This is a genomic window from Rathayibacter sp. AY1F2 (assembly GCF_002930885.1).
In the GTDB taxonomy this organism is placed as follows: Bacteria; Actinomycetota; Actinomycetes; order Actinomycetales; family Microbacteriaceae; genus Rathayibacter.
The window spans coordinates 20606-37577 of the sequence record NZ_PSVG01000005.1; the positions used below are offsets into that span (position 1 = coordinate 20606).

The following is a 16972-nucleotide window of genomic DNA, read 5'->3' on the forward strand; positions in this document are numbered from 1 at the left end:
AAACCGGTGCCCCGCGAGCGGGGCGTCCACCGGCCCCGAGGCCGGGGCGGCGAAGTACTAGACGGACTCGGCCTCGGCCGTGTCCTCGGGGGTGTTGGCCTCGCGACGAGCGGCGCGGACCGCATTGGCCTCGGCCTTCGCCTCGGACTTGTTCTTCAGCGGGCCGATGACCATCACCATGTTGCGACCGTCGATGGTCGGGGTGGACTCGACCTGGCCGAACTCGGCGACGTCCTCCGCGAAGCGCTGGAGCAGGCGGACGCCCATCTCGGGGCGCGACTGCTCGCGACCGCGGAAGAGGATCATCGCCTTGACCTTGTCGCCGGCCTTGAGGAAGCCCTCGGCGCGCTTGCGCTTGGTCTCGTAGTCGTGCTTGTCGATCTTCAGGCGGAAACGGACCTCCTTGAGGATCGTGTTCGCCTGGTTGCGACGGGCTTCCTTGAGCTTCTGAGCCTGCTCGTACTTGAACTTCCCGTAGTCCATGATCTTGGCCACGGGCGGCTTGGAGTTGGGGGCGACCTCGACCAGGTCCAGGTCTGCGTCCTGCGCGAGTCGCAGGGCGACCTCGATCTTGACGACGCCGACCTGTTCTCCTGCGGGACCCACGAGGCGGACCTCGGGGACGCGGATACGGTCGTTGGTACGGGGATCGCTGATTGCGTTTCTCCTCTGATCTCGGTGAGTGCAGCTGCGCTGCCGGAGTCTTCTCCAGCGCACCCGAGAGAGGTGATCGTCCCGTCCACGTCGTGCCTGCAGCACGGCGCTCGCACCCTGTGACGCGGTTCCCGAGGCGGACCTCGAGAGCCGCAGCCCTGCCTCCGGTGGTCTGACGACCCTCGGGGGCGGAGTGCTTCTGACCCGGTAACCTTGTGAAGCGGTCAAGCGCGGGTGGGAGAATCTCCACTTTCGAACCGAGGACATGCCTCGGAGCCCGGACAACCATAGCAGACCGGCGGCCCGCCCGACAGACCGGATCCGGCCGCCCCTCGATCCTCTGCTCCGGCGGCCGCGCCCCTCCACCACGGACGACGAACGAAGGACCCATGGCCCAGTACGACGACGACTACACGCGACGATTCGGCGAGGACGGCGGAGCCTCCGACGTGGAGGCCGCGCGCGACATCGCGGAGGTCCCGGCGGTGGAGATCATCACCACCGCCGCCGTTCACCTGATGAGCGCGGCCGCCGTCAAGTGCGGGCTCGCCGACGAGCCCGGAGCGCAGGTCGACCTCGACGAGGCGCGCAAGCTCATCAACGCGCTCGCGGGCCTGGTCACGGCCGGGGCGCCCGACATCAGCGACATGCACGCCCGGAGCCTGCGCGACGGCCTCCGCACCCTCCAGCTCGCGTTCCGTGAGGCGTCCCCCATCGCCGACCCGATCGGCAAGGGCCCGGGCGAGAAGTGGACCGGCCCGGTCACCTGATCGGGAGTCAGCGGGCGGCGGCGAGCTGCAGCGTCATCGAGTCGACGCGCTGCGCGACGGTCTCGTCGGCCGCCCACCGCTCCCCCAGGCGCGCGACGAGGGCGCCGAGCGCGTCCTGATCGAGCCCCGGGCGCAGGCTCAGGACCACCACGAGCTCGGGGCCCGCGAGGCGCTGCTCCGGGTCTCCCGCGCGCACCTCGAGCGAGGCGACCGCCCGTTCCCCCTCCGCAGCCGCGCGCAGAGCCAGGAGCACCTCCGCATCGGCGGGGGCCGGCCGCCAGTCGCCGCCCTCCGCGATCGCCCAGAGGGCCGGGCGCCGGACCGCGAACTCCCGCTCGGACGCGGGGTCGAGGACCATCACCTCGGTGCCCTCCGCGACGGCCGCCAGGGCCGCGCGGCGCCCGTCGACAGGGACGGGACGGGCGGCCGGGTCCCACCGGCGCATGCTCTCGACGCCGCTGAAGACGGGGAGCACCGTGCGTCCGTCGGGTCCGGCGACCGTGACGATCGCGAGCTCCTGCGTCTTGTCCGCCCGGAGTCCCCCGACTCCCTCGGCCTCCTCGCCGAGGCGGGCGACCAGCGGGATGAGCAGGCGAGACGTGCGGAGCGCGTCGACCACGGCCTCCGGGCCGCGAGTGCCACCGGCGAAGGACTCGAGCGCTGCGACCAGCGCCTCCGGGGCGCTTCCGTCGTCCTCCGGTGCTGCGCTCGGCTCGAAGTGCCGGCCCGCCCAGGGGGTGCCTGCCGAGTCGGTCAGATGCGCCGGGAGCGGGCGGGGCTCACTCGGATGCGACATCCAGGGCTTCCGCGAGCGTGAACGCGCCCGCGTACAGCGCCTTGCCGACGATCGCGCCCTCGAGCCCCTGGGGCACGAGGTCGCGCAGAGCGGCGATGTCGTCGAGGTTCGAGATGCCGCCCGAGGCGATCACGGGGCGGTGGGTGCGGGCCATGACCTGCTCGAGGAGCTCGAGGTTCGGGCCCTTGAGCGTGCCGTCCTTCGTGACGTCGGTGACGACGTAGCGGGTGCAGCCGGCCTCCTCCAGGCGGTCGAGGACCTGCCAGAGGTCGCCGCCCTCCTTGGTCCAGCCGCGCGCGGCGAGCGTGGTGCCCCGGACGTCGAGACCGACGGCGATCTGGTCGCCGTACTGCGCGATGACGCTCGCGGCCCACTCGGGGTTCTCGAGCGCCGCGGTGCCGAGGTTGATGCGCTTCGCGCCGGCGCTCAGCGCGGACTCGAGGCTGCGGTCGTCGCGGATCCCGCCGGAGAGCTCGACGTTGACGCCCTTCACCTGCCGGATGACCTTCTTCATGATGCCGTGGTTGTCGCCGCGGCCGAAGGCGGCGTCGAGGTCGACGAGGTGGATCCACTCCGCGCCCTGGTCGGCCCAGTCGCCCGCGGCGTCGATCGGGTCGCCGTAGTTGGTCTCGGTCCCGGCCTCGCCCTGCGTGAGCCGCACGGCCCTGCCGCCCGCCACGTCGATCGCGGGCAGGAGGACCAGGCCCGGGGCCTTGGTGAACTCGCTCATCGTCATCCTCAGTCTCGGAGCCGGTGCCGGCCCCTGGAGGCGCCGACCACCGGCCGATCCTAGTTCGTGCGGAGGGTGCCCAGCCAATTGGCCAGCAGCCGGAGCCCGGCGGCCCCCGACTTCTCGGGGTGGAACTGCGTGGCCGAGAGCGGCCCGTTCTCGACCGCGGCGATGAAGGGGCCTCCGTGATCGGCCCAGGTGACCGCGGGACGCGGGAACGGGGGCATCACGTCGAGCGACCACTCGCGGGCGCCGTAGGAGTGCACGAAGTAGAAGCGCTCCTCGGCGATGCCGTCGAAGAGCACCGAGCCCTCGGGAGCGGAGACGGTGTTCCAGCCCATGTGCGGGACGACCTCGGCCGGGAGGAGGTCGACCGTCCCCGGCCACTCGCCCAGGCCCTCGCTCTCGACCCCGCGCTCGACGCCGCGCTCGAAGAGCACCTGCATCCCGACGCAGATGCCCAGGACGGGGCGCCCGCCGGCGAGGCGCTTCTCGATGATCTCGCCGCCGCGGGCGCGGGTCAGCGCCGACATCACGGCGTCGAAGGCGCCGACGCCGGGCACGAGGAGGCCGTCCGCCTCCAGCGCCCGCTGCCGGTCCCCCGTCAGCTCGACGTCGGCCCCGGCGAGCTCGAGCGCCTTGACGGCGGAGTGCACGTTCCCCGAGCCGTAGTCGTAGACCACGACGGAGGGGCGGGCCGAGCTCACAGCGCGCCCTTCGTCGACGGCACGCCGGAGACGAGCGGATCGAGGGCCTTGGCCTGACGGAAGGCGCGGGCGAACGCCTTGAACTCCGCTTCGGCGATGTGGTGCGGGTCCCTGCCGCCGAGCACCGTGACGTGCACGGTGAGGCCGGCGTTGAAGGCGATCGCCTCGAAGACGTGGCGCACCATCGACCCGGTGAAGTGGCCGCCGATCAGGTGCAGCGCGAAGCCCTCCGGCTCGCCGGTGTGCACGAGGTAGGGGCGCCCCGAGATGTCGACGACCGCCTGCACGAGCGCCTCGTCGAGGGGGACGAGCGCGTCGCCGAAGCGGGAGATCCCGGCCTTGTCGCCGAGCGCCTGACGGATGGCCGTGCCGAGCACGATGCCGATGTCCTCCGCGGTGTGGTGGATGTCGATCTCGATGTCGCCGCGGGCCCGGACTCGGAGATCCGTGAGCGAGTGCTTCGCGAACGCCGTCAGAAGGTGGTCGAAGAAGGGCACGCCGGTCTCGAGATCGGCGACGCCCGTGCCGTCGAGGTCGAGGGAGAGCTCGATGCTCGACTCGCTGGTGGCACGGCTGAGGGAGGCGGTGCGCCCGGGTGCGGCGCTCGGGGAGGTCATGCCTTCCAGTCTATTCGCGCCGCGTCGCCGCCCCCGGGCGGAGCTCACTCGCGCGAGAGCGCCACCGCGGGGTCGGCCGACGGTGCGGGGAGGGAGGCGAGCGCCTCGAGGAACGCGGTCGTCTCCTCCTCGGTACCGGCGCTGACGCGGAGGTGGTTCGGGATGCCGACGTCGCGGATGAGCACGCCCCGGGCGAGCAGGCCCTCGAACACGGCGGCCGGATCCGCGACGCCGCCGAAGAGGACGAAGTTGCTGCCGGTCGTGTACGGGCGGTAGCCGAGGGCGCGCAGTCCGTCGATCATCCGGTCGCGCTGCACGATGATCTCGCCGACCATGGCGAGCATCTCGTCGGCGTGAGCGAGGGCGGCGGTCGCGGCGGCCTGGGTGAGGGCCGACAGGTGGTACGGGAGGCGGACGAGGCGGAGCGCGTCGATCACCGCGGGGTCGGCGGCGAGGTAGCCCAGGCGGACACCGGCGAAGGCGAAGGCCTTGCTCATGGTGCGGGACACGAGCAGGCGCGGTCGCCCGGGGAGGAGGCTCAGCGCGGTGGGAGCGCCCCTGCCGGCGAACTCGGCGTACGCCTCGTCGACGACGACGATGCCGTCGGTCGCGTCGTAGACCGCCTCGATCACGGCGAGGTCGAGCGGCGTCCCGGTCGGGTTGTTCGGCGCGCAGAGGAAGACGATGTCGGGCCGGGCCCGGCGCACCTGCTCCGCGGCGTACTCGGCTCCGATCTCGAACTCCGCCTCGCGCGGAGTGGGGATCCACTCCGTTCCGCTCCCCGACGCCAGGATCGAGTACATCGAGTAGGTGGGCGCGAACCCCAGCAGCGAGCGCCCGGGACCGCCGAACGCCTGAAGGACGTGCTGGAGCACCTCGTTCGATCCGTTCGCAGCCCACACGCCGTCCGCGGTGAGCCCGTGACCGAGGTAGCCGGCGAGGGAGTCGCGCAGCTCTCGGAACTCGCGGTCGGGGTACCGGTTGACGGTGCGCAGCGCCTCCGTGACCCGCCCGACGATGTCGGCGATCACGTCGTCCGGGACCGGGTGGGTGTTCTCGTTGACGTTGAGGGCGACGGGCACGACCGCCTGGGGTGCACCGTACGGGTGCTTGCCTCGGAGGTCGTCGCGGAGGGGCAGGTCGTCGAGAGTCGTCACCAGGGAATGGTAGCGAAGCGCCCGACGCGGACGACCGGGCAGCCCGGCTCAGCGAGCGATGTCGTACTCGGCCGGGACGGCGAGGCGCTGCCCGGGCTCGACGCCCGCGCTCGAGAGCTGGTTGAGGGAGAGGATGTCGTCGACCACGTCGCGCGGGTCCGCCTGCGGGGCGAGCTCCTCGGCGAGCGACCAGAGCGACTCGCCCGCGTGGACGGTGACGTATTGGAACTCGACTGCAGCGGCGTCGCTCGACGCGACCGCTCCACCGCCGTTGAGCCCGAAGGCGAAGGCGCCCGCCACGATCGGCAGGGCCCCCAGAGCGGCCACCACGGCGCGGCCGCGGCGCGTGAGGCGCAGACGGGTGCGGACGATGCGCGCCTCGCCGAACGCGTTCATCGGCTCGGGAGCGGACGGCAGGACCTCGACGGGCCGAGCCGCGGACGAGCGCTGGAGCGGGCGGGAGGTGAGCTGTGCGGTCATGGGATCGCTCCTTTCAACAGGGATTCGGGGAGGCCCTCGGCCGGGAGGGCCGCCCCGAACGCCTGTACCGAACATATCTTCGAACGACGAAGCGGTCAAGGGACCGTCCGGCTGATCCGCGGGCGGACACGCGCGCGACACACTCGAACGAATGTTCCGGGTCGGGAGTTCCGGCGGATACAGTTTCGAGAGCCTGGTCGTAGTACAGCAGCGACCACCGACATTCCTTGTCGGGTCGCGACCGGGCGGGCGCGCACGCGGCGTGCGCACCGGGAAGAGGGAGCATCGTGAGCGACGCGCAGAGGGCCGGGACCCCGGCCGCCAAGACGAAGGCGGCCGCGGGCCGGCGCCGGAAGAGCCTGAGCGCCAAGCAGCTCGCGATCCTCGACGCGATCCAGCGCTCGGTGTCGAGCCGCGGCTACCCGCCGAGCATGCGCGAGATCGGCGACGCGGTCGGCCTCGCCTCGCTGTCGAGCGTCACCCACCAGCTCAACCAGCTCGAGCTCAGCGGCTATCTGCGCCGCGACCCGAACCGGCCCCGCGCCCTCGAGATCCTCATCGACGTCCCCAGCTCGACGGAGGACGACGGGTCGTTCGAGTCGACCGCGACGGTCGGCGACGCGGCGATGGTCCCTCTCGTCGGCCGCATCGCGGCGGGCGTGCCGATCATGGCCGACCAGCAGATCGACGAGGTGTTCCCGCTTCCCCGGCAGCTCGTCGGCAAGGGCGAGCTCTTCATGCTCAAGGTCGTCGGCGAGTCGATGATCGACGCCGCGATCTGCGACGGCGACTGGGTCGTGGTCCGCTCGCAGCGCACCGCCGAGAACGGCGAGATCGTAGCGGCCATGCTCGACGGCGAGGCCACCGTCAAGGTGCTGCGCCAGCGCGACGGCCACACCTGGCTGCTGCCCCGCAACTCCAACTTCGAGCCGATCCTCGGCGACGAGGCCGAGGTGCTCGGGAAGATCGTGGCGGTCCTCCGCTCGGTCTGACACCGGGCGTGCAGGAGGGGCCCGACCGGCGTGCAGCCGGCCGGGCCCCTCCTGCGTTCGACGGGCACCGGCGATCGGGGCGCGCGCCCCTCCGTCGCGGTCACGGGAAGGCGGAGGAGGGCCGCCGAAACCCCGTCGCCGAACCCTCCGGCCGCCGCCGGTCGGTGGTGCGGGTCGCCGCACCCCCTCCCGGATGCGCCGAGCGCCCGCCTCCCTGACGGGGAGACGGGCGCTCGGGTGGTGGCGATCAGGCCTGGACGGCCGCGCGCGGAACCGCGAACTCGGTGAGCGAGCCCGCCAGGTCGGCGTGCACGAGGGCGACCACGTGGGTGCCGCCCTCGACGTACTGCGTCGACAGGATCCGGCCGCTGCGGTGCAGATGCGAGATCACGTCGCCCCGGTCGTACGGCACGAGCAGGTCGATCTCGACGTCCGGCTCGGGCAGGATCTCGGCGATCCGCGCCTCCAGCTCGTCGATGCCCTCGCCGCTGCGCGCCGACACGAAGACCGCGTCGGGAGCGAGACCGCGCAGCACCAGCCGCGTGCCCTCGTCCACCAGATCGGCCTTGTTGAAGGCGATGATCTCGGGGATGCTGCGGGCGCCCACCTCGCCGATCACGTCGCGCACGGTGGCGATCTGCCCGGCCGGATCGGGGTGGGAGGCGTCCACGACGTGGACGATCACATCGGAGTCCGCGACCTCCTCGAGCGTCGACCGGAAGGCCTCGACGAGCTGGTGCGGAAGCGCTCGCACGAAGCCGACCGTGTCGGCGAGCGTGTAGAGGCGCCCGTCCTTCGTCTGGGCCTTGCGAACGGTGGCGTCGAGGGTCGCGAAGAGCGAGTTCTCGACGAGGACGCCCGCGTGCGTCATCCGGTTCAGCAGGCTCGACTTGCCGGCGTTCGTGTACCCCGCGATCGCCACCGAGGGGACGGCGTTGCGCTTGCGGTTCGCGCGCTTGGCCTCGCGGGCGGGCTTCATCGCCGTGATCTGCTTGCGCAGGCGCGCCATGCGGGTGTGGATGCGGCGACGATCGAGCTCGATCTTCGTCTCACCCGGACCGCGCGAGCCCATTCCGGCTCCCGCGCCCACCTGGCCGCCGGCCTGGCGGGACATGGACTCGCCCCAGCCGCGCAGTCGCGGGAGCAGGTACTCGAGCTGCGCGAGCTCGACCTGCGCCTTGCCCTCACGGCTCTTCGCGTGCTGGCTGAAGATGTCGAGGATCACCGCGGTGCGGTCGATCACCTTGACCTTCACCACGTCCTCCAGCGCACGCCGCTGGCTCGGTGCGAGCTCGGTGTCGGCGACGACCGTGTCCGCGCCGAGGGCCGCGACGAGCCCCGCGAGCTCCTGGGCCTTGCCCTTGCCGAGGTAGGTGCTCGGATCGGGGTGCGGGCGGCGCTGGAGCAGGCCGTCGAGGACCGTCGCTCCCGCCGTCTCCGCGAGCGCGGCGAGCTCGTGCAACGAGTTCTCCGCGTCCTCCAGCGAATTCTGCGAGTACACGCCGATGAGCACGACGTTCTCCAGGCGCAGCTGGCGGTACTCGACCTCCGTGACGTCCTCGAGCTCGGTCGAGAGGCCGGCGACGCGTCGCAGCGCCTGCCGGTCGTCGCGGTCGAACTGCTCGCCGTCGCTGTTCTCGCCCTCGTGGCCGGCGCTCTGCAGCGCCTGGGCTCCACCCGCGACGAAGCGCGAGTACCCCGCCGAACGCGACTGCGCGTTCGCCAGGACCCTCGAGACGACGTCCACGGCCTCGGTCGTGTCGGTCTCGTTCAGGTCTTCCGTCATCCGGATAACACTAACTCCTCAGGTCTTGATAGGTTCACTTCTCATGGCCGCCGAGCACTACTTCTCGAGTACTCCCGACGGCGACCTCCGGCCCCGCAGGATCCAGGCCCGCCTGGCCGGCCGCGACCTCGAGGTCACGACGGCAGGAGGGGTGTTCAGCCCCGGTCACGTCGATCTCGGCACACGCGTCCTGCTGGACGCGGTGCCCGACGCCCCCGCTGACGGGGACCTGCTGGACCTCGGCTGCGGCTGGGGCCCGGTCGCCCTCGCGCTCGCCCTCGCCTCCCCCGACGCCCGGGTGTGGGCGGTCGACGTCAACCAGCGGGCGCTCGAGCTGGTCCGTCGCAACTGCGAGGAACTCGGCGTCCTCAATGTCAACGCCGTGCTGCCCGAGGATGTTCCCGACGACGTCCGCTTCCGCACGGTGTGGTCGAACCCGCCGATCCGCATCGGCAAGGAGGAGCTGCACCTCCTGCTCGAGCGCTGGCTGCCGCGGCTCGAGGAGGGCGCGGACGCCTGGCTCGTCGTGCAGCGCAACCTCGGCTCAGACTCGCTCCAGACCTGGCTGGGCGCCGCGTTCGCCGGGCGGCTCGACGTGGAGCGCGTCTCCTCGGCGAAGGGCTTCCGCGTGCTCCGGACGACCCGCCGGGCCTGACCGGGTCCTCAGTCGATCCGGATCGTCCCGGTGAAGACGAGGTCGGCCGGGCCGGAGAGCCCGACGTGCTCGCCCTCCTCCGCCGCGAACATCGTCACGCCGAGCGTGCCGCCCGGGACCTCCACGCGCCAGGCCTGCGGAGCGCGGGCTCCCGCCCAGTAGCGCACCGCCAGTGCCGCCGCTGCGGCACCCGTGCCGCAGCTCAGGGTCTCGCCGCTGCCGCGCTCGTGCACGCGCATCCGGATCCGCCCGATGCCGTCGTGGACCAGGGGCTCGCCGGGTACCACGAACTCGACGTTCGCGCCGTCCTCGGGCTCCGGGTCGAGCTGCGGGATGTAGGAGAGGTCGGCGGAGTCGAGCTCCTCGTCGTTGCTGAGGGCGACGACCACGTGCGGATTGCCGAGGTCGATCCCGAGACCGGGGCGCGCGACCTTGAGCTCCTTCGCCCGCACCAGGGGCTCGCCGCCCGCCAGCTCCCAGCGGCCGAGGTCGACCTGGAACCCGGCACCGCTGCGGGTGACGTCGCGGACGCCGGCGCGGGTGCCGATCGGCAGGGTGTCGCCGGGCTCGAGCGCCGCGAGGCCGCCCGCGAGCAGGAACGCGGCGTAGACGCGGATGCCGTTGCCGCACATCTCGGCGATCGAGCCGTCGGCGTTGCGGTAGTCCATGAACCACTCCGCCTCGCTCTCCTCGGCCAGAGCCGCGGCGCCCTCCGGGATCGCGCGGGAGCGGACGGCACGGATGACGCCGTCGGCGCCGACGCCGAAGTGGCGGTCGCAGATCATCGCGATCTGCGCGGGCGAGAGGTCGACCTCACCGTCCGGGTCGCTGAAGAGCACGAAGTCGTTGCCGGTGCCCTGGCCCTTGGTGAAGTGCAGCTCGATCGTCATGGCGCACAGCCTAGCGAGGAGCGGGAGCGGCGGCCTGGGCGGCGGAGTGCGCCCGCGACACCAGGTCCGGCGCGTCGTACGGGAGCCGGTGGGCGCCGGCGTAGCGCCGGAACCAGCTGTTCTGCCGACGTGCGTAGCGGCGCGTGAGCGCCTGCGTCGCCGCGATCGCCTCCTCCTCGCGGAGGACGCCGGCACGCTGGGCGAGCGCCTGGGCGTACCCGATGGCCCGCCCGGCGGTGACGCCGCGCTCCAGGCCGAGGGAGACGAGCCGCTCGACCTCGTCGAGCATCCCGGTCGCCCACATCCGCTCCACCCGCCGGTCGAGGCGCTGCACCAGCTCCTCCCGCGGAGCCTCGAGGAACAGGATCGAGGCGGGGCGCCACCGAACCGGCTCGTCGGACATCAGCGCGCTGTGCGTGCTCCCGCCGGTGAGCTCCGCGATCTCGAGCGCGCGGACGATGCGCCGGGCGTTGTGCGGACCGATCCGCTCGGCCACTCCGGCGTCGATCCGGCGCAACCGCTCGACGAGGGCGCCCAGGCCCTCCCGCTCGGCGGTCTCCTCGAGCCGGCGCCGGACGGCCGGGTCGGTGCCCGCGAACGAGAACTCGAAGACGACGCTGGAGACGTACAGACCGGAGCCCCCGACGAGGATCGGCGTCGCCCCGCGCGCCAGCACGCTCTCGATCACGCGCCGCGCCTCGCTCTGGTAGCGGGCGACCGACGCCTCCTCCGTCACGTCGAGGACGTCGAGCAGGTGGTGCGGGACGCCCCGACGCTCGTCGGCGGGCAGCTTCGCGGTGCCGATGTCCATCCCGCGGTAGAGCTGCATCGCGTCGGCGTTCACGATCTCAGCGGCGCCGCCGTCCTGCCGGATCGCCTCGGCGAGCTCGAGCGAGAGGTCGGACTTGCCCGTGCCGGTCGCGCCGACGACCGCGATGAGCTCCGGCGCGGTATCGGGGGCTCCGGTCTCAGCGCTCGCCATCGAGGGCGTCGTAGATCGGCGTCGTCAGCGTGCCGGCGTCGCGCACGCGCAGCGACGGCAGGCCCAGCGAGACCCGGGGCGCCCCGCTCCCGCCCGGGGCGGCCGGAACTCCGCAGGACTCGGTCTGCGCCCGGTCCCAGGCGTCGCCCGCGCGGGTGCGGCGGATGCGGAGCGGCGCGCCGTCGGGCGAATCCGCCAGGAGGTAGAAGGGGGCGGCACGGGTGACCCGGACGGAGACCACGTCTCCGGGACGCGGCTGCTCGGAGCCCTCGGGCACGTCGAAGTGCACCAGACGGCTGTCCTCGGCGCGTCCGCTCAGCCGGTGCGTCTCCGTGTCGCGACGGCCCTCGCCGGTCGCGACGAGGACCTCGACCTCTCGGCCGACGACTGCGCGGTTCTCCTGCTCGCTGATCGCGTCCTGCAGGGCGACGAGCCGCTCGTAGCGCTCCTGGACGACCGCCTTGGGGATCTGGTCGGGCAGCGTCGCGGCCGGGGTGCCGGGCCGGATGGAGTACTGGAAGGTGAAGGCGGAGGCGAAGCGGGCCGCCTCGACCACCCGCAGGGTCTCCTGGAAGTCGGCCTCCGTCTCGCCGGGGAAGCCCACGATGATGTCGGTGCTGATCGCCGCGTGCGGGATGCGATCGCGCACCCGGTCGAGGATCCCGAGGAACTTCTCGGAGCGGTAGGAGCGGCGCATCGCCTTGAGGACGCGGTCGGAGCCGGATTGGAGCGGCATGTGCAGCTGCGGCATCACCGCCGGCGTCTCGGCCATGGCGTCGATCACGTCGTCGGTGAAGGCCGCGGGATGGGGGCTCGTGAAGCGGATCCGCTCGAGCCCGTCGATGGTGCCCGCCGCGCGGAGCAGCTTCGAGAACGCCTGGCGATCGCCGAACTCGACGCCGTAGGAGTTCACGTTCTGGCCGAGAAGGGTGACCTCGATCGCGCCGTCGTCCACGAGCGCCTGGATCTCGGCGAGCACGTCGCCGGGGCGCCGGTCCTTCTCCTTGCCGCGGAGCGAGGGGACGATGCAGAAGGTGCAGGTGTTGTTGCAGCCGACCGAGATCGAGACCCAGCCGCTGTAGGTCGAGTCGCGCTTCGTGGGGAGCGTGGAGGGGAAGACATCGAGCGATTCAAGGATCTCGAGCTGCGCCTCGTCGTTGTGGCGGGCGCGCTCGAGCAGGCTGGGGAGGGCGCCCATGTTGTGCGTGCCGAAGACCACGTCGACCCACGGGGCACGGTCGAGGATGACGTTCTTGTCCTTCTGCGCGAGACAGCCGCCGACCGCGATCTGCATCCCCTCGTGGCGGCGCTTCACCGAGGCGAGGTGGCCGAGGTTGCCGTAGAGCTTGTTGTCGGCGTTCTCGCGCACCGCGCAGGTGTTGATCACGACGACGTCGGCCTCGGCTCCATCGGCGGACACGTAGCCCGCCGCCTCGAGCGAACCGCTCAGCCGCTCGGAGTCGTGCACGTTCATCTGGCACCCGAACGTACGGACCTCGTAGGTCCTCGGCCGGGTCTCGGCGACGGGCGACGGGGCGGTACCGAGCGTGCTCATGGTGTGGGATTCTACGCTCCGGTCGGACCGCCTCGGCCCGCCGTGTCAGCGGAAGCGGACGCTCGACCCCGGCTTGCGGATCGTCTCGCGGACGACGCGCTGCACGAGTCCGCCGGCGTAGCCGCGGCGCGCGAGGAACCCCGTGAGCCGGCGCTCGGCGACCTCGTCGGAGAGCGAGCGCAGGCTCGGTAGGCGCTTGCGCGCGAGCTCGAGCGCCGTGCGGTACTCGTCGTCGCCGTCCAGCTCGTCGAGCGCTGACGCGATCGCCTCGGGGTCGATCTTCCGCGCGCGCAGCTCCTGCTGGATGGAGGAGCGGCCGAGCTTCTTGCGGTCACGGAGCGAGACGACCAGCTGCTCCGCCATGCGGAGGTCGTCGAGGTAGCCGAAGCGCGTGAAGCGCTCGAGGATCTCGAGGGCGTCCTTCTCGGCGACGCCCTCCGTGTAGAGGCGCGCCTCGACCTCGGCGACCGAGAGGCTCTTGCGGGAGAGCCCCCGTACGATCCGATCCGCGACCTGCTCGGGATCGATCTCCTCCGGGATCTCGATCGCGTCGTCGTCGTCCTCGTCGTCCGCGTTCTCGACGAACGCCGGCGCGCGCCGGGCGACATGAGCCGAGAGCTCGGCGATCCGCTCGGAGGCCGGAGACGCGGCGCCGCCGACGGCCGAGCCTCCCGACTCTCCTCCGACCGTCCCGGGCGCACTGGTACGCGGCGTCCCGGCTCCGGACGGCTCCGGAAGCGACCCGGCCCCGTCGGCGGCCGGCGCCGCCGGAGCCCAGCCCTCGTCGCCCGCCGCACCCCGGTCGACCCAGGGCAGGAAGGCCACGGGGCGGCCCTTCGCCCCCTCCGCGGCCTTCTCCGCCACGGGCTAGGCGCCCTTGCGCACGGGCTGCTTGGTCTCGATCGCGACCGGCGCGGCCTCGACGGCCGCGTTCGGGTCGACGATCACGCCGAGCTTCACCAGGATGCGCTTCTCGATCTCAGCGGCCACATCGGCGTTGTCGATGAGGAACTGGCGCGCCTTCTCCTTGCCCTGGCCGAGCTGGTCGCCGTCGTAGGTGTACCAGGCGCCCGACTTGCGGACGATCTCGTGCTCGACACCGAAGTCGATCAGGCTGCCCTCGCGGGAGATGCCGACGCCGTAGAGGATGTCGAACTCGGCCTGCTTGAAGGGCGGGGCCATCTTGTTCTTCACGACCTTGACGCGGGTGCGGTTGCCGACCGCGTCGGTGCCGTCCTTCAGCGTCTCGATGCGGCGGATGTCGAGGCGGACCGACGCGTAGAACTTGAGCGCCTTGCCGCCCGCCGTGGTCTCGGGACTTCCGAAGAAGACGCCGATCTTCTCGCGCAGCTGGTTGATGAAGATCATCGTGGTGTTCGTGGTGTTCAGTCCGCCGGTCAGCTTGCGCAGCGCCTGGGACATGAGGCGCGCCTGCAGGCCGACGTGGGAGTCGCCCATCTCGCCCTCGATCTCGGCACGCGGCACGAGGGCCGCGACGGAGTCGATCACGATGAGGTCGATCGAGCCCGAGCGCACGAGCATGTCGGCGATCTCGAGCGCCTGCTCTCCGGTGTCGGGCTGCGACACGAGGAGGGAGTCGATGTCGACGCCGAGCTTCTTGGCGTACTCGGGGTCGAGCGCGTGCTCCGCGTCGATGAAGGCGGCGATGCCGCCGTTGCGCTGCGCGTTCGCGATCGCGTGCAGCGTGAGGGTTGTCTTTCCGGAGGACTCGGGGCCGTAGATCTCGACGATGCGGCCGCGGGGGAGCCCGCCGATCCCGAGCGCGACGTCGAGCGCGATCGAACCGGTCTGGATCACCTCGACGGGAGCGCGGTCGTCGCTTCCAAGGCGCATGACGGCGCCCTTGCCGAACTGGCGGTCGATCTGGGCGAGTGCGGTCTCGAGGGACTTCTCGCGGTCGGAGGAACTGGGCATGGCCGTCTCGCTCTCGTGTTCGTGGTGGTGTCGCCTACAGGCTGTCGCGACATGCCGGTGGCTGTCGGAGTGACAGTGCCGGCCGGCTGCGACAAGGCGGTGAAGCAGGTCCGTTCAGGTGTCTCCGACGGTACGCCCGACCACCGACATCGGGGCCGAGCGAGAGCGACTCCGTGGAGACGGGGCCGTTCCTGCTTCTGTGGAGGAGCCTAGACCCGTTCGAACACGGATTCGAGCACGAGCCGTCGGCGTGTCGAACACGGCTTCGGCGACGGGAGCGTCAGCGGTGGCGCTTCCGCGGATCCACGCCGTGCCACCGGGCCTCCGGGACGTCGTTGGCGCGGCAGAGGGCGAGCCAGACCTCGCGCGGCTCCGCTCCGTCCGCGAGGGCGCGCTCGGCTGTGCGGCCCCCGAGCTCGGTCAGCACGAGGTCCGAGACCAGGACACGGGCGTAGGCGCCGCCGAACTCGTCGTCCACCAGCTGCCGGAACTCGCTCAAGCGCATGCGTCCACGGTAGCCGCTGCCCGGAGGCCGCACTCCCCCGGGAACGCCGAAGGGCGCCCGGCCGGAGCCTGGGCGCCCTTCGCGTGGAGCGGGTGCGGTGAGTGGAGGGGACGGGGGCCGACTACTGCGTGACGAGGTCCGCGTCGAAGCCGGCGACCATGTCGGCCGGGATGGTGTCGGGGATGGTGTCGATGCCCTCGATGACGGCGAGACGATCGCCGACCTCGCGCATGATCACCGAGATGGGGGTGTCGAGGGCGTCGGCGACAGAGGCGAGGATCTCCGAGGAGGCCTCCTTCTGACCGCGTTCGACCTCGCTCAGGTAGCCGAGCGCAACGCTCGCCTTGCTCGCCACCTGACGGAGCGTACGACCTTTCTGCAGGCGAAAGTCCCTGAGGACATCGCCGATCTCCTGACGAACTAGAACCACTGGACCCTCCTTCTCCACGTCAACCGCATGTCGTGCACCTGCACCGCGAGCACGAGCGCCGGAGATTCTCCGGAGCGGGTGATCGGGGGCTGGGACGAGAGAACCGGATAGCTGTTCACTACCCGGTTCGTATGGTGTCGACTCTAATACCGGATGACTGGACTTTGCGTGTGAGCGACACCAGTTGTAACCGGGCCGCAATGCGGCGCATTCCGATTCCCGGAGGGCCCTCGCTGGGTATCCGCCTCATGCCCCCCGGGAGATCAGCTCCGCGCCGAGGGCGAGGGCCGCGTCGACCGAGGCGGCGCGGATCGCGGCGCGGTCGCCGTCGAACCGGTGCTCACGGACGAGCTCGTCCTCGCCGAGGACGGCCGCCACGAAGACGGTGCCGACGGCCGTGTCCCCCTGCGGATCCGGACCGGCGACCCCAGTGGTCGCCAGGCCGAGCGTCGGACGCCCGTCGGCTGCGAGCCGCGAGGACGCTCCGCGCGCCATCTGCACGGCGACTCCGGGATCGACGGGACCCCGCTCGCCGAGGACGCGCGCGTCGACCCCGAGGAGCCGGTCCTTGAGGTCGGTGGCATAGCTCACCACTCCCCCGCGGTACACGGCGGAGGCGCCGGGCACCTCCACGAGGGCGGAGCTGAGCGCGCCGCCGGTGAGGGACTCCGCGACGGCGAGGTCGACACCCCGCCGCCGGAGCTCGGCGATCAGCTGCGCGGCCGTCACCGCGTCGACCGGGCGGCCCGGCTCTGGCGGGCGGCGTCGGCGAGGTAGTCGATCCCGGTGGCGACCGTGAGCACCACCGCCGCCGTCATCGTGATGCCGTTCAGCCAGTGGACCCACTCGCCGAGGACGGCCCAGAGCGGCAGCAGAGCGAGGGAGATCGCGATCGACTGCACGATCGTCTTGAGCTTGCCGCCCCGCGACGCGGGGATCACCCGATCCGAGAGCACGGCCATCCGGAACACGGTGATGCCGATCTCGCGCACCAGGATGACGATCGTCACCCACCACGGCAGCTCCCCGAGGATCGAGAGCCCGACGAGCGCCGCGCCGGTGAGCACCTTGTCGGCGATCGGATCCAGGAGCTTGCCGAGATCGGTCACGAGGCCCCGGCTCCGGGCGATGTGCCCGTCGATGCCGTCCGTGGCGATCGCGACGATGAAGAGGAGCGCCGCGGCGATCCGGATCCCGCCGTCCTGCCCCCCGTCGGCCAGCAGGAGCCAGAAGAAGACGGGCGCCAGCAGGATCCGGACGACCGTGATCGCGTTCGGCAGGTTCCAGTTGCCCGACGCGGCCGGAGCCGGTGCGGTGGGGTGGGTCATCGT

The 16972-nt window shown here is 71.9% G+C and carries 20 protein-coding genes; 3 read left to right on the plus strand and 17 right to left on the minus strand.

Annotated features, from left to right (window positions below; translation table 11 throughout):
• Positions 1 to 57 precede the first annotated feature (57 nt).
• Positions 58 to 606 (minus strand): translation initiation factor IF-3, encoded by a 549-nt coding sequence (gene infC / locus C5C54_RS05605; protein ID WP_374952931.1) that lies wholly within the window; start codon positions 604 to 606, stop codon positions 58 to 60.
• Positions 607 to 1043: 437 nt separating this feature from the next.
• Here infC and C5C54_RS05610 point away from each other — a divergent pair, with 437 nt between their 5' ends.
• Positions 1044 to 1424, plus strand: coding sequence for a DUF1844 domain-containing protein (locus C5C54_RS05610; RefSeq protein ID WP_104313470.1), 381 nt, complete (start codon positions 1044 to 1046; stop codon positions 1422 to 1424).
• Positions 1425 to 1431: 7 nt separating this feature from the next.
• Here C5C54_RS05610 and C5C54_RS05615 read toward each other — a convergent pair whose 3' ends face one another.
• From C5C54_RS05615 to C5C54_RS05640, 6 genes are read right to left on the minus strand one after another with little or no spacing between them, the layout of a single operon-like run.
• Positions 1432 to 2220, minus strand: a complete 789-nt coding sequence (locus C5C54_RS05615) for an SseB family protein (protein WP_104287945.1) — start codon at positions 2218 to 2220, stop codon at positions 1432 to 1434.
• The gene (gene priA / locus C5C54_RS05620) at positions 2204 to 2950 is read right to left on the minus strand and encodes a bifunctional 1-(5-phosphoribosyl)-5-((5-phosphoribosylamino)methylideneamino)imidazole-4-carboxamide isomerase/phosphoribosylanthranilate isomerase PriA (protein WP_104224506.1); all 747 of its coding nucleotides are present in this window, start codon (positions 2948 to 2950) and stop codon (positions 2204 to 2206) included. Before priA ends, C5C54_RS05615 begins: the two co-directional genes overlap by 17 nt.
• A gap of 59 nt (positions 2951 to 3009) precedes the next feature.
• The gene (gene hisH, locus C5C54_RS05625; protein WP_104224485.1) at positions 3010 to 3657 is read right to left on the minus strand and encodes an imidazole glycerol phosphate synthase subunit HisH; all 648 of its coding nucleotides are present in this window, start codon (positions 3655 to 3657) and stop codon (positions 3010 to 3012) included.
• Positions 3654 to 4274, minus strand: coding sequence for an imidazoleglycerol-phosphate dehydratase HisB (gene hisB, locus C5C54_RS05630; RefSeq protein ID WP_104224484.1), 621 nt, complete (start codon positions 4272 to 4274; stop codon positions 3654 to 3656). Before hisB ends, hisH begins: the two co-directional genes overlap by 4 nt.
• A gap of 44 nt (positions 4275 to 4318) precedes the next feature.
• Positions 4319 to 5431 (minus strand): histidinol-phosphate transaminase, encoded by a 1113-nt coding sequence (locus C5C54_RS05635; RefSeq protein ID WP_181127852.1) that lies wholly within the window; start codon positions 5429 to 5431, stop codon positions 4319 to 4321.
• Between the two features lie 48 nt (positions 5432 to 5479).
• Complete coding sequence (locus C5C54_RS05640; protein WP_308470736.1) at positions 5480 to 5911, minus strand: LysM peptidoglycan-binding domain-containing protein; 432 nt, start codon at positions 5909 to 5911, stop codon at positions 5480 to 5482.
• A gap of 287 nt (positions 5912 to 6198) precedes the next feature.
• Here C5C54_RS05640 and lexA point away from each other — a divergent pair, with 287 nt between their 5' ends.
• The gene (lexA, locus tag C5C54_RS05645; RefSeq protein ID WP_104224482.1) at positions 6199 to 6903 is read left to right on the plus strand and encodes a transcriptional repressor LexA; all 705 of its coding nucleotides are present in this window, start codon (positions 6199 to 6201) and stop codon (positions 6901 to 6903) included.
• A gap of 247 nt (positions 6904 to 7150) precedes the next feature.
• On the opposite strand, the gene hflX is transcribed toward lexA, so the two are convergent.
• Positions 7151 to 8689: a GTPase HflX gene (gene hflX / locus C5C54_RS05650; protein ID WP_104224481.1), complete on the minus strand. Its 1539-nt coding sequence runs from the start codon at positions 8687 to 8689 to the stop codon at positions 7151 to 7153.
• A gap of 43 nt (positions 8690 to 8732) precedes the next feature.
• On the opposite strand from hflX, the gene C5C54_RS05655 reads away from it, so the two are divergent.
• Entirely contained in the window at positions 8733 to 9344 is a 612-nt protein-coding gene (locus C5C54_RS05655) for a class I SAM-dependent methyltransferase (RefSeq protein ID WP_104287947.1), read from the plus strand.
• Between the two features lie 8 nt (positions 9345 to 9352).
• Here the strand turns inward: C5C54_RS05655 and dapF are convergent, their stop codons facing one another.
• The 9 genes from dapF to pgsA all read right to left on the minus strand — a co-directional run bounded on the left by dapF (position 9353) and on the right by pgsA (position 16969).
• Positions 9353 to 10234, minus strand: coding sequence for a diaminopimelate epimerase (gene dapF, locus C5C54_RS05660; protein WP_104226308.1), 882 nt, complete (start codon positions 10232 to 10234; stop codon positions 9353 to 9355).
• 10 nt (positions 10235 to 10244) lie between these two features.
• Entirely contained in the window at positions 10245 to 11216 is a 972-nt protein-coding gene (gene miaA / locus C5C54_RS05665; protein ID WP_104287948.1) for a tRNA (adenosine(37)-N6)-dimethylallyltransferase MiaA, read from the minus strand.
• On the minus strand, positions 11203 to 12771 hold the full coding sequence (gene miaB, locus C5C54_RS05670; RefSeq protein ID WP_104260627.1) for a tRNA (N6-isopentenyl adenosine(37)-C2)-methylthiotransferase MiaB: 1569 nt from the start codon (positions 12769 to 12771) through the stop codon (positions 11203 to 11205). The genes miaA and miaB overlap by 14 nt, the downstream gene beginning before the upstream one ends.
• A 45-nt stretch (positions 12772 to 12816) precedes the next feature.
• On the minus strand, positions 12817 to 13635 hold the full coding sequence (locus C5C54_RS05675) for a regulatory protein RecX (protein ID WP_104272756.1): 819 nt from the start codon (positions 13633 to 13635) through the stop codon (positions 12817 to 12819).
• 3 nt (positions 13636 to 13638) lie between these two features.
• Positions 13639 to 14706 carry a recombinase RecA gene (gene recA, locus C5C54_RS05680; RefSeq protein WP_104262713.1) on the minus strand — a complete coding sequence of 356 codons (1068 nt, stop codon included), beginning with the start codon at positions 14704 to 14706 and terminating at the stop codon, positions 13639 to 13641.
• 280 nt (positions 14707 to 14986) lie between these two features.
• Positions 14987 to 15211: a DUF3046 domain-containing protein gene (locus tag C5C54_RS05685; protein WP_104224474.1), complete on the minus strand. Its 225-nt coding sequence runs from the start codon at positions 15209 to 15211 to the stop codon at positions 14987 to 14989.
• 121 nt (positions 15212 to 15332) lie between these two features.
• Entirely contained in the window at positions 15333 to 15641 is a 309-nt protein-coding gene (locus tag C5C54_RS05690; protein WP_068207524.1) for a helix-turn-helix domain-containing protein, read from the minus strand.
• Between the two features lie 246 nt (positions 15642 to 15887).
• The gene (locus C5C54_RS05695; RefSeq protein ID WP_104262712.1) at positions 15888 to 16370 is read right to left on the minus strand and encodes a CinA family protein; all 483 of its coding nucleotides are present in this window, start codon (positions 16368 to 16370) and stop codon (positions 15888 to 15890) included.
• Positions 16367 to 16969 (minus strand): CDP-diacylglycerol--glycerol-3-phosphate 3-phosphatidyltransferase, encoded by a 603-nt coding sequence (gene pgsA, locus C5C54_RS05700; RefSeq protein ID WP_104287949.1) that lies wholly within the window; start codon positions 16967 to 16969, stop codon positions 16367 to 16369. The genes C5C54_RS05695 and pgsA overlap by 4 nt, the downstream gene beginning before the upstream one ends.
• Positions 16970 to 16972 lie beyond the last annotated feature (3 nt).

Excerpts from the sequence above, each read along its gene's own strand:
- miaB (WP_104260627.1), bottom strand. The coding sequence starts at position 12,771 with ATGAGCACGCTCGGTACCGCCCCGTCGCCCGTCGCCGAGACCCGGCCG.
- C5C54_RS05640 (WP_308470736.1), bottom strand. The coding sequence starts at position 5,911 with ATGACCGCACAGCTCACCTCCCGCCCGCTCCAGCGCTCGTCCGCGGCT.
- dapF (WP_104226308.1), bottom strand. The coding sequence starts at position 10,234 with ATGACGATCGAGCTGCACTTCACCAAGGGCCAGGGCACCGGCAACGAC.
- C5C54_RS05655 (WP_104287947.1), top strand. The coding sequence starts at position 8,733 with ATGGCCGCCGAGCACTACTTCTCGAGTACTCCCGACGGCGACCTCCGG.
- recA (WP_104262713.1), bottom strand. The coding sequence starts at position 14,706 with ATGCCCAGTTCCTCCGACCGCGAGAAGTCCCTCGAGACCGCACTCGCC.
- hisB (WP_104224484.1), bottom strand. The coding sequence starts at position 4,274 with ATGACCTCCCCGAGCGCCGCACCCGGGCGCACCGCCTCCCTCAGCCGT.
- pgsA (WP_104287949.1), bottom strand. The coding sequence starts at position 16,969 with ATGACCCACCCCACCGCACCGGCTCCGGCCGCGTCGGGCAACTGGAAC.
- hflX (WP_104224481.1), bottom strand. The coding sequence starts at position 8,689 with ATGACGGAAGACCTGAACGAGACCGACACGACCGAGGCCGTGGACGTC.
- C5C54_RS05685 (WP_104224474.1), bottom strand. The coding sequence starts at position 15,211 with ATGCGCTTGAGCGAGTTCCGGCAGCTGGTGGACGACGAGTTCGGCGGC.
- miaA (WP_104287948.1), bottom strand. The coding sequence starts at position 11,216 with ATGGCGAGCGCTGAGACCGGAGCCCCCGATACCGCGCCGGAGCTCATC.
- priA (WP_104224506.1), bottom strand. The coding sequence starts at position 2,950 with ATGAGCGAGTTCACCAAGGCCCCGGGCCTGGTCCTCCTGCCCGCGATC.
- C5C54_RS05610 (WP_104313470.1), top strand. The coding sequence starts at position 1,044 with ATGGCCCAGTACGACGACGACTACACGCGACGATTCGGCGAGGACGGC.
- C5C54_RS05615 (WP_104287945.1), bottom strand. The coding sequence starts at position 2,220 with ATGTCGCATCCGAGTGAGCCCCGCCCGCTCCCGGCGCATCTGACCGAC.